Below are 10,322 nucleotides of genomic sequence, written 5' to 3'. Positions count from 1 at the left end.
TTCCTTCTTCCTTCTTCCTTCTTTCTTCTTTCTTTTTCCTGACATCCGTTACATCCGTTACAGAATCCGTTGCCGAACTTCCTTCTTCCTTCTTCCTTCTTCCCTTCAAACACCGATCGAGCAAACGCAGTTGCCGCCACAACTCCCGATCCAACTCCAAACTAGGATGAATGCAGCGCAAAGCCTGCAAATCTCCCAGCATTTGCAAAGCAACTTTCCAGTAAGGAGCTTGCAAAATGTATTTTAATTCGCTTTTGAGCCGAGTTTCCAAAGCCGGAGCTCGCCCGTTTTCCCCCTGAATTCGGTAATAAATCCCGCTGGCCAAAGCGTGGCGGATATATCCTTCCGTCTGCGGCTCAATTTCAAATCCCAACCGCACCGCAAACCGCACAGCGCGATAAATTCGCGTCGGATCTTCGATAAAACTGTTGGCGTGCAAAACTCGAATTTGCTTCGCTTCCAAGTCCAACAAACCGCAAAAAAAATCTAACAATTGGCCGCTGCGAGGAACACCCAACCGCACAGCCAGCGCATTAATTGTAAAATCCCTGCGGTACAAATCTTGGCGAATCGAACTCGCTTCAACTTCAGGATTTGCAGCCGGATAAGGATAAAATTCAGTACGAGCAGTCGCGATATCGACCCACAGGGAGCCAAAAGGAGAGTCTTTGTGCCACAAAAGTGCGGCGGTTTGAAATTGACCGTGAACGTCCAAACGCGATCCCGGATATAATTTTTGCAGCGATGAAGCTAACTCGACACCAGCACCGGAATCGTCGGAACCGCACTTTCCATCCACAACCAAATCAATATCAGTTAGCGCCAGTTTATCATCGGTCGCTAAGAGTAAATCCCGGACGGCTCCACCAACTAGATAAAGTTGCCAGCCGCGCTGTTGGGCAAGATTGGCCGCGATCGACAATAATTGCCATAATTCTGGACTGATGCGCGATCGCAACAATTGCTCAACCGATTCGGGCACAGGACAATCAGAAAATTTTGCACTGCTTCCCCTGTCTCGCGCTTTTTGCTGGTGCAATTCCCGCAACACGTCAGTCCGGGTCACAATTCCTACCAGTTGACCGTTTTCCAATACTGGCAAGCGCCCGATATCGTATGTCACCATTAAAGATTCAATTTCTGGCAGTAAGGTATCCGGGGCGATCGTTTTTAGCTGCGGAGTCATGTAACCCTTCACCGGGGCGTGACTGAAACCGTGGTGTAGGGCAATGTCAATGTCGCGGCGCGAGATAATGCCGGCGAGCCGATCGCCCGCATCGACCACAGAAAGCCCCGAATGTCCGTAACGTAGGAGGATACGGTGAGCTTCCCCCACCGATGTTTCCGGGCGAATACTCCGCACGGGAGACGACATTAATTCGCGCGCTGTCGGAGGGTGGGGAATTTGAGCTTTGAGTTCGTCAGCTAACTGATTTAAAGTCAGCAAGGGGTCAACATCGCGGGTGGCGAGGGAAGCGGCGCGGGCGTGACCTCCGCCGCCGAAGGGTTTGAACAATTCGCTGAGGTTTGTTCCTTCGATGCGCGATCGACCGATAATAGTTAATCGATTGGAAACTGGCGATTCGGGATCGATGTTGCGGTTGTTTTCGTTTTCGCTCAATTTATAAACATTACCTAAAAGCAGAGCATCGGTTTCAGTCAAATCGAGCAAGCGAGAAGCCAGCGAAGAAAGTCCGGGAACGTAAGATTCAGTAGATAGCAGCACCCAAGCTACGCTGTAACCGTGCAAAGTTTCCGATCGCAAATTATTCAGCGCTTCTCTGAGCAAATCTTGCAATTGAGGAGATAAACCGGGTTCTACATATTCAGCGATTACCCCCAAACTCGCTCCTTGTTCCATCAACCAGGCCAAAGCTATTGCATCTCGCGCAGTTGCGCCCTCAAAGGTGAGGGAACCTGTATCGACGTGGATGCCGAGGGCCATTACTGTTGCTTCCGAAGGGAGAAGGCGGAAGGGTGTGTCGCTGTTCTCTGCTTGATTTTTGAGCTTTTCGACAATTAATGTCGTGCTGGCTCCGACTGCTTCGATTTGGCTAACAGTAGCGGGGATGTCTGAATGCGCCTCTAGGTGGTGGTCGAAAACAGCAATTTCGCTCAGGTGTGGCAAATCCAGCCACTCGGCGGCTTTTCCCAAACGATCGCGCTGGGAGGCATCAACTATAGTAATCGATCGAATTTGTTGGGGATTGACCGATCGGCGTTCAATCAGCGGGTACTCGTCGCGGTGTAGCGCCAAAAAATCCCGCACCGTCGGGTGAGACCCGCCAGTAAGTACGATCCTGCTACCTGGGCGCAGCACGCAAAGTCCCACCGCCGCACCCAAGGCGTCAAAATCTGCTGTTGTGTGGCACAAAACTAAGTCCATAGTCGAACATCCCGCATCTCTAACTCAAACAGTAGCAATTTCTCGCCCTCTGAAACCGGATGTGTCGATCGGGCTTTAACTTAACCTTTCCAGTTTTCTGTCGTGTAGCGAACAATGATAAAATTGATCGAAATCTCAAGAGCCGCTGACGCCTGTTCGCGCAACGCCCGAATTTGCACTGGTTCTTTCGTATCAATCAACCGACAATTTCTCGATCGACTATCGGGAAACTGTCAAAAACTAGAATTTGGAAGATTTTTTTCGGTTCTGGGAAACTATTTCCGATCAACGCACGGTTATATCGAAAGGAGAAAAGATGTTATCAATTTTGTTTCAAGTGGTTTTACTGGGTCTGGTACTGCTGTCTTTTGTAATGGTCGTTGGCGTGCCAGTTGCTTATGCCTCTCCCCAAAACTGGAATCAGTCTAAATCCCTGATTTATGCTGGATCTGGCCTCTGGTTTTTGCTGGTTATTGCAGTGGGTGTATTGAACTTTTTAGTCGTTTAATTTCACCCAACCCTATCGAATAAAGAAGGTAAAAGATAGAAGGATGAAGGCATTCACCAGCGATTGAAAGGCATTCGGCAGAAGCTAGGAATTTTCCAGACCGCGCGACCCTGTATGTTTTTGCACTTGAGATTCAGATGAGATGCTGCTACTTTCTGACTTTTGCCTTCTCACAAACAAAAATCTAAAATCTAAAACCTAAAATCTAAACTAGAACACTATGACTGTTTACGAGGGAACTTTTACTCAAACAGAATCTTTGCGGTTTGCTATAGTCATCGGTCGTTTTAACGATATGATTGTAAACAAACTTTTGGAAGGATGTCAAGATTGTTTGAAACGCCACGGAGTTGATATCAATCCTCACGGTAATCAAGTTGATTTTTATTGGGTTCCGGGATGTTTTGAGATTCCTTTGATTGCTCGTCAAGCTGCTCTTTCTCGTCGCTACGATGCGGTAATTTGTCTGGGTGCGGTAATTCGGGGCCAAACTCCTCATTTCGATTTTGTGGCTGGTGAGGTTGCTAAGGGAATTGCTGCTGCTGCTTTTCAGACAGGGGTGCCGGTGATTTTTGGGGTGGTGACGACTGACACGATGCAGCAAGCTTTGGAAAGGGCCGGAATTAAAAGCAATTTGGGCTGGAATTATGCGATGAGTGCTTTGGAAATGAGCACTTTGATGCGTCAAGTTAATGATTTGGGCGTAAACTCTTACGGTCAATTAGCTAGTGGGTCTGCTGGTCAAGTGCTATCGGGCGAACCAAGTCTGGCGCTCGCCCCCGATGTATCGTCCGATCAAATCCCCTTGTAAGTTCGGCTAGCAGTATTTTTAAGCTAAAAAAACCTCAAGATTTGCATCGGGAAAAATCTTAAGAATCTTGTGGGGTGGTGATTATGCCCGCCCCCAAGGTAAAAATTCCACTCTCGGCAGATCGACAAATTAGACCAATATCTTGCCAAGTGGAAATGAGTGTGATATCATAAAAAGTTCTTAGAAATAGCGCAACACTAACTATTACTGCATGGCAACGAAGCCAACGATCGCATTTACTCACCTCGGCTGCGAAAAAAATCGCATCGATACCGAACACATGATTGGCTTGCTGGCTCAAGCGGGCTATCAAGTCGATTCTAATGAAGAATTAGCTGATTATGTTGTAGTCAATACTTGTAGTTTTATCCAAGCTGCGCGAGAAGAGTCGGTCCGCACCTTGGTAGAATTGGCAGAAGCTAATAAAAAAGTAGTCATCACCGGCTGCATGGCACAGCATTTTCAGCAGGAATTGCTGGACGAATTGCCGGAAGCAGTCGCAATTGTCGGCACTGGCGACTATCATAAAATCGTCAATGTCATGCAGCAGGTCGAAAAGGGCGATCGAGTTTCCCTCGTCTCCTCAGAACCTACTTATATCGCTGACGAAACTACTCCCCGCTACCGCACAACATCGGAAGGTGTCGCGTATCTGCGCATAGCAGAAGGCTGCGACTACCGCTGTGCATTTTGCATTATCCCGCACTTGCGCGGAAATCAAAGGTCGCGGACGGTCGAATCTATCGTCGCGGAAGCTCAGCAATTGGCATCGGAAGGGGTAAAGGAAATTATTTTAATTTCTCAAATTACCACCAACTACGGCAAAGATATTTATGGCGAACCAAAACTAGCCGAACTGCTTCGCGCTTTGGGTAAAGTAGATGTGCCTTGGATTCGGATGCACTACGCCTATCCTACAGGTTTGACTCCGCAAGTTGTCGCAGCCATCCGGGAAACACCCAACGTTTTGCCGTATTTGGATTTACCCCTGCAACATTCCCATCCCGAAATTCTGCGGGCGATGAATCGACCTTTTCAAGCCGGGATCAATGATGCTATAGTCGATCGGCTCAAAGCAGCAATTCCCGGCGCCGTGATGCGGACAACTTTTATTGTCGGCTTCCCGGGCGAAACAGACGAACACGCAGCACACTTGCTGGAATTTGTCAAGCGCCACGAATTCGATCACGTAGGAGTTTTCGTATTTTCGCCAGAAGAAGGAACCCCAGCCTTCAGCTTGCCCCAGCAAATACCTGCAGAAATAATGGAAATGCGGCGCAATTCGGTAATGGCGGCACAACAACCTATATCATTGAAAAAGAATCAAGAGTCTGTCGGTCAGGTAGTTGATGTCCTGATAGAACAAGAACAACCAGAGACAGGCGAGTTGATTGGTAGATCCGCCCGATTCTCCCCAGAAGTAGATGGACTCGTCTATGTGACAGGAGAAGCGCGGCTGGGTTCGATCGTATCTGTGAAAATTACTGGTGCAGATGTCTACGACCTCTACGGTCAAGTGTAAGTGTTGCTGGAACTGTCCCGATCGGCGGTGTGGCGAACAAAAACCGGACACCAGCCAAAAATGATTAGCGGATTGTGCAGCAAAAGTAACGGTTTGTACAATATTGTGCAAAGATATCTAGCAAAGGGGTTATAAACCTTTAGTAGCCTCTCTGGCAATCGACGCTCCCCGTCGGGGTGCGGTAATCTCTACAGAACATCGGCAAATTTTAACGAATTTAATGTTTTGTTTCTGAATGTAAAGAGTTATGATGATAACAAGCCAGAAATAAGCGGGGATAATTTGAGATTGCTTCGCCGTCCGCCATACACCACAACGGTATCCCGAAAGAGTGTTGAGATGGATAGGCGGTAACGGTCGCCCCATCCCCTGCTCAATCCCGCAGGCGACGGATTGCGGGATAGCGCCTGAACCAAACAACCTGTTACTACTATGTAGTTAAGTGGGGCTGGTCATGATCCTCACTATAAAATGCCCTAGAGGGAAAGCTTGCAAGTACCTCAAAGGAAGTCCAATGTCCTATTTTAAGAATGTTGGAAGCCTATAACCCGACCCCTGGCGGTTGGTATCGGTGATGTCACAAAATCAAAGACGGCTGTCGAATTGGTAAATTTAGTCACCATCGACGGAGCTGCCCTATACTCGATTGCTATTTAAGAAGGTGCGCGCAGGCGCAGCACCATAAAGAACTCTTATGAGTTCCTGCCCTAGAGCAGAAATCCGCATCCGAGTTGGGCAACTTAGAAGGCTAAGACTCGTTATTAGGAGCATTAATGAATTTATTGTTTGAAGGCTTAGGTCTTTCGGAAGAACTCGTTCTCCATCTGGAAACACTAGGCTTTACAGAACCTACTCCCATCCAAGTACAAGCAATTCCGCACCTGTTAGCAGGTCGCGACGTTGTGGGTCAAGCCCAAACAGGGACAGGCAAAACGGCAGCATTCTCGTTGCCCATCTTGGAGCGGATTGATTTAGATGTAACTGCGGTGCAAGCACTGGTGCTGACGCCGACTCGCGAATTGGCGATGCAAGTAACTGAAGCCATCCGCGATTTGAGCGGCATTAGCAGCGACGGCCCGGTAAAAGTGGGTCGCTCTCTGCAAGTTCTGACGGTGTACGGCGGTCAATCGATCGATCGTCAAATGCAGCGTTTGAAGCGCGGCGTTCACGTAGTTGTCGGTACACCCGGACGCATATTGGATATGCTGAGCCGCGGCAGCCTGAAACTAGACAAGGTAAAATGGCTAGTTTTGGATGAAGCTGACGAAATGCTCAGCATGGGCTTTATCCAAGATGTGGAAAAAATCTTGGATGCTGCACCAAAAGAACGTCAAACGGCATTTTTCTCGGCGACGATGGAAGCTTCCATTCGGAAATTGGTGTCGCGCCATTTGCGCAACCCTGTTAACGTCACCGTAGAACAGCCAAAAGCAACGCCGAAGCGCATCAGCCAAGGCGTGTACATGATTCCCCGCGGCTGGTCGAAGGCAAGGGCTCTACAGCCAATCCTAGAAATGGAAGACCCGGAATCTGCACTGATTTTTGTGCGGACGCGGCAGTCGGCGGCGGAACTCACCAGCCAACTGCAAGCAGCAGGTCACAGCGTTGACGAGTATCACGGTAATTTGAATCAGGCACAGCGGGAACGCTTGCTGTCGCGGTTCCGCCAATGTCAAGTCCGCTGGGTAGTGGCGACTGATATTGCGGCGCGGGGTTTGGACGTGGATCACTTGACTCACGTGATTAACTACGATTTGCCCGACAGTGTGGAAAGCTACGTTCACCGGATCGGACGCACGGGCCGGGCTGGTCGGGAAGGAACGGCGATTACGCTGATTCAACCGGTCGATCGCCGCAAACTGCGCTTGATTGAACGCCACGTGCGATCGAGCTTGACGGTGCGAAACATTCCGACACGGGCGCAAATTGAAGCTCGTCAGTTGGAAAAGATGCAGGGTAAAGTTCGCGAAGCTTTGGCTGGCGAACGGATGGCATCTTTCTTGCCTCTAGTATCTCAGTTATCCGAGGAGTACGACTCCCACGCGATCGCCGCTGCTGCTTTGCAAATGGCTTTCGATCAAAGCCGTCCTGCTTGGATGGGTGCTGATTACGCTCAACAAGAAGATCCCCCGATTGGTGGAGAAAACAGCGTCAAGCCAATCTTGATCAAGAAACGGGCTAAGACTCCTGCGCCAAGTAATTCTGTAGCGCCGACTTTTTCTGGAGCACCGAGTGCTCCTGTTCCCCAGAACAGCTAATTGGTAGGGTGCGCAGTGCGCACCTTATTTTGAATTTTAGTAGAGATGCGATCGCGATCGCATCTCTACTTTTTTTTATGGGTGCGATCCCAAATCCGACAGCGCTAGGCGGTTGAAACCGCGAACAAAGGAAGCCCACTCCTAGCGGACTGAGAATTGGATAAGTAAAGATGCAAGTTAGCGATCGGACAATGTCTGTAACTAATTCTACGCTGAGTAGGTTAATTGAAGAATTGGGTACTGAGTGTCAAAATGTGATTACTTTAATCCATCAGCTTCAGTTACTTGATTTGAGCGCTCTACAAAAAGCTGAAATTCTAGCAGAGTTCCTGAGTGATCCAATTCATCTGAACGTTCCTTGCGGAGAGGATTTTCAGACGCTAGTTGCTGAGGAAATGGAAAAGTTGTCGGATGATGACGAAAAGGATTAAGGAGACTCGGGCGATCGCACATCAGGAAAAAGCCCTCCAGTCAACTCACTGAAAGGCTAAAAATCTTAATAAATAAGGAATAAAGTCCTTACTACAAACTTGTAAACCGAGATGTTTGCACTGTGGTTTAATATTTCAGTTTAGCTGCGTGTTCACAATAATTTTTTGCACGCGATCGCCCTTAAGTTCCCAAATCAAATTAGAAGCCTTTTGGTCATTGCTGTAAATCAACCGAGTCAATCCACCCTGCACAGATTGCGACCCGTAACCGTAAGCTTTAACAACTTTTTGGCTGTTATCTCCTACCTTCACACCATCCATTGTCAGAAACTTGGGATTGGTAGTAGAAATTAAATAAACTTTGCCCTCCCATGCTGCTATCGTCAATCCTGAGTAGGTTAGCGTGCGAATCTTGCCACCGATGGCAGACCCAGCGGGTTTAGTTTCGTCCCGCTGCGGTTTTCCCAGCTTACGTTTTGCCTCTTCTACAGGCATCCCCAACCGAACGCCGCCAATCCCCAGGCGCGAATAGTTCAGCGCCGCCGGCTTTTGTGTCGCGCTGAGCATTCTTTCTAGAGTCGCAACAGTTTGATTCATAGCGAGAACAGGGCGAACTAAAGCAGCAAATCCTAAGCTCGAAATTGCGAGATTCATCGTAATGCCAGCTATGGCTGTTATCACAAACATTTTTACCATTTTTTTATAGCTTTATTTGGCAATGTATTCGCGCGATCGCCCGCTAGATCCGGATTCTATACTAATAATCCCGGGTGAATAGAATTCGCTCCTACGCAAGCAAAATCCGAGCTAAGAGGCACTAAAAAAATAAGGATATTCGTCCCCAAAGATCTAAGACCTAGAAACCCGGTTTCTGTAGGGGAGTTCCAAGAGATACCGCCCGGACGGATTTCTGAATAGCCAACAAAGTTTTACGTTTAATTAGAGCGACTACTTAATAACCAGAATTGCTGTGATATCCTAACAAAAGCCATATCTGCATAAAATAAGTAATTTAGATGACCGCAACAGATTCTAGTAAACACCAAAAATCCAAAGCCCTGAAACCGGGTAGCCGCCGGCCCGCTAAAGAACTTTGCAGCGAGTGCGGTTTGTGCGATACATATTACATCCATTATGTCAAGGAATCTTGTGCTTTCTTAACACAGCATATCGCAGAATTAGAAGCAGAGATTCACGGGCGATCGCGCAATCTCGACAACCCCGACGATTGGTATTTCGGAGTCAGTCAAAATATGATGGCGGCTCGGAAAAAAGAGCCGATCGAGGGCGCTCAGTGGACGGGGATCGTCAGCACAATTGCGATTGAAATGCTCGAAAAAGGAATTGTAGAAGGCGTTGTTTGCGTCCAGAATACCAAAGAAGACCGTTTTCAACCGATGCCGATTATTGCTAGGAATCGCGAGGAAATTCTCGCAGCCAAAGTCAACAAACCAACTCTATCTCCCAACCTTTCAGTATTGGAACAAATCGAAAAATCTGGGATGAAGCGACTGTTAGTAATTGGCGTCGGCTGTCAAATTCAAGCTTTGCGAACAGTCGAGAAAAAACTCGGTTTAGAAAAGCTCTACGTTTTGGGAACTCCCTGTGTCGATAATGTCAGCCGCGCGGGCTTGCAGAAATTCCTAGATACGACTAGCCGTTCTCCCCAAACAGTTGTATCTTATGAGTTTATGCAAGACTTTAACGTTCACTTCAAACACGAAGATGGTTCGGAAGAAAAAGTGCCGTTTTTCGGGCTGAATACTAAGGAATTGAAAGATGTTTTTGCTCCTTCTTGTTTGAGCTGTTTTGATTATGTCAATTCTTTAGCAGATTTAGTTGTGGGCTACATGGGAGCACCTTTTGGTTGGCAGTGGATTGTGGTGCGAAATGACACCGGGCAAGAGATGTTAGATTTGGTAACGGATCAGCTAAATACTCAGCCCGTGATGTCTCAGGGAAACAGAAAAGAAGCGGTTCAGCAAAGTATTCCGGCTTATGAAAAAGGGGTGACTTTGCCAATGTGGGCGGCGAAGTTAATGGGAGTTTTTATTGAGAGAATTGGGCCAAAGGGTTTGGAATATGCTCGGTTTTCAATTGATTCTCATTTCACTCGCAATTATCTGTACGTGAAGCGCAATTACCCTGAGAAATTAGAGGCTCATGTGCCGGAATATGCTAAACGGATTGTGGGGCAGTATAAGTTACCAGATGTGTAAACTTGTAGGGTGCGTCAGTCAAAAGCTGTTGGATTATTGAAAAAATAACGCTAAGTGACGCACCCTGCTACACAAAGATAGAAAACAAATGCAATTGCTGGGGGGGTGACAAATATAGCTAGGAACCTTGCCGGAGCAAGGTTGCAGCTCTGAGACCACGTTGATAAAAGTGACGCTTATTACGAGT

At 47.8% G+C, this 10,322-nt stretch carries 8 protein-coding genes; 6 read left to right on the top strand and 2 right to left on the bottom strand.

Annotated features, from left to right (window positions below; translation table 11 throughout):
- A partial coding sequence (locus tag E5S67_RS29510) for a CBS domain-containing protein (protein ID WP_246277041.1) occupies positions 1 to 2,386 on the bottom strand: 2,386 nt, incomplete at its 3' end.
- A gap of 316 nt (positions 2,387 to 2,702) precedes the next feature.
- Between E5S67_RS29510 and psbZ the strand changes: the two genes are divergently transcribed.
- From psbZ to E5S67_RS29485, 5 genes are all read left to right on the top strand, one after another.
- Entirely contained in the window at positions 2,703 to 2,894 is a 192-nt protein-coding gene (gene psbZ / locus E5S67_RS29505) for a photosystem II reaction center protein PsbZ (RefSeq protein ID WP_015177377.1), read from the top strand.
- 220 nt (positions 2,895 to 3,114) lie between these two features.
- A complete protein-coding gene (ribH, locus tag E5S67_RS29500; RefSeq protein WP_172192673.1) occupies positions 3,115 to 3,705 on the top strand; it encodes a 6,7-dimethyl-8-ribityllumazine synthase in 591 nt (196 codons plus the stop codon).
- A gap of 211 nt (positions 3,706 to 3,916) precedes the next feature.
- Positions 3,917 to 5,227 (top strand): 30S ribosomal protein S12 methylthiotransferase RimO, encoded by a 1,311-nt coding sequence (rimO, locus tag E5S67_RS29495; RefSeq protein WP_172192671.1) that lies wholly within the window; start codon positions 3,917 to 3,919, stop codon positions 5,225 to 5,227.
- A 773-nt stretch (positions 5,228 to 6,000) separates the two neighbouring features.
- The gene (locus tag E5S67_RS29490; protein ID WP_172192669.1) at positions 6,001 to 7,485 is read left to right on the top strand and encodes a DEAD/DEAH box helicase; all 1,485 of its coding nucleotides are present in this window, start codon (positions 6,001 to 6,003) and stop codon (positions 7,483 to 7,485) included.
- Between the two features lie 170 nt (positions 7,486 to 7,655).
- Positions 7,656 to 7,916, top strand: coding sequence for a hypothetical protein (locus E5S67_RS29485; protein WP_172192667.1), 261 nt, complete (start codon positions 7,656 to 7,658; stop codon positions 7,914 to 7,916).
- Positions 7,917 to 8,051: 135 nt separating this feature from the next.
- Here E5S67_RS29485 and E5S67_RS29480 read toward each other — a convergent pair whose 3' ends face one another.
- Entirely contained in the window at positions 8,052 to 8,612 is a 561-nt protein-coding gene (locus E5S67_RS29480; RefSeq protein WP_216670798.1) for a hypothetical protein, read from the bottom strand.
- Between the two features lie 320 nt (positions 8,613 to 8,932).
- On the opposite strand from E5S67_RS29480, the gene E5S67_RS29475 reads away from it, so the two are divergent.
- The gene (locus tag E5S67_RS29475; RefSeq protein ID WP_172192663.1) at positions 8,933 to 10,135 is read left to right on the top strand and encodes a Coenzyme F420 hydrogenase/dehydrogenase, beta subunit C-terminal domain; all 1,203 of its coding nucleotides are present in this window, start codon (positions 8,933 to 8,935) and stop codon (positions 10,133 to 10,135) included.
- Positions 10,136 to 10,322 lie beyond the last annotated feature (187 nt).

The sequence above is a fragment of the Microcoleus asticus IPMA8 genome, assembly GCF_013179805.1.
GTDB lineage: Bacteria > Cyanobacteriota > Cyanobacteriia > Cyanobacteriales > Microcoleaceae > Microcoleus > Microcoleus asticus.
Note: the sequence above shows the minus strand (reverse complement) of the source record. Positions and strands in the feature narration are given on the sequence as shown.

Coding starts and splice junctions, on each gene's coding strand:
- rimO (WP_172192671.1), top strand. CDS start 3,917: ATGGCAACGAAGCCAACGATCGCATTTACTCACCTCGGCTGCGAAAAA.
- psbZ (WP_015177377.1), top strand. CDS start 2,703: ATGTTATCAATTTTGTTTCAAGTGGTTTTACTGGGTCTGGTACTGCTG.
- E5S67_RS29475 (WP_172192663.1), top strand. CDS start 8,933: ATGACCGCAACAGATTCTAGTAAACACCAAAAATCCAAAGCCCTGAAA.
- ribH (WP_172192673.1), top strand. CDS start 3,115: ATGACTGTTTACGAGGGAACTTTTACTCAAACAGAATCTTTGCGGTTT.
- E5S67_RS29490 (WP_172192669.1), top strand. CDS start 6,001: ATGAATTTATTGTTTGAAGGCTTAGGTCTTTCGGAAGAACTCGTTCTC.
- E5S67_RS29485 (WP_172192667.1), top strand. CDS start 7,656: ATGCAAGTTAGCGATCGGACAATGTCTGTAACTAATTCTACGCTGAGT.
- E5S67_RS29480 (WP_216670798.1), bottom strand. CDS start 8,612: ATGGTAAAAATGTTTGTGATAACAGCCATAGCTGGCATTACGATGAAT.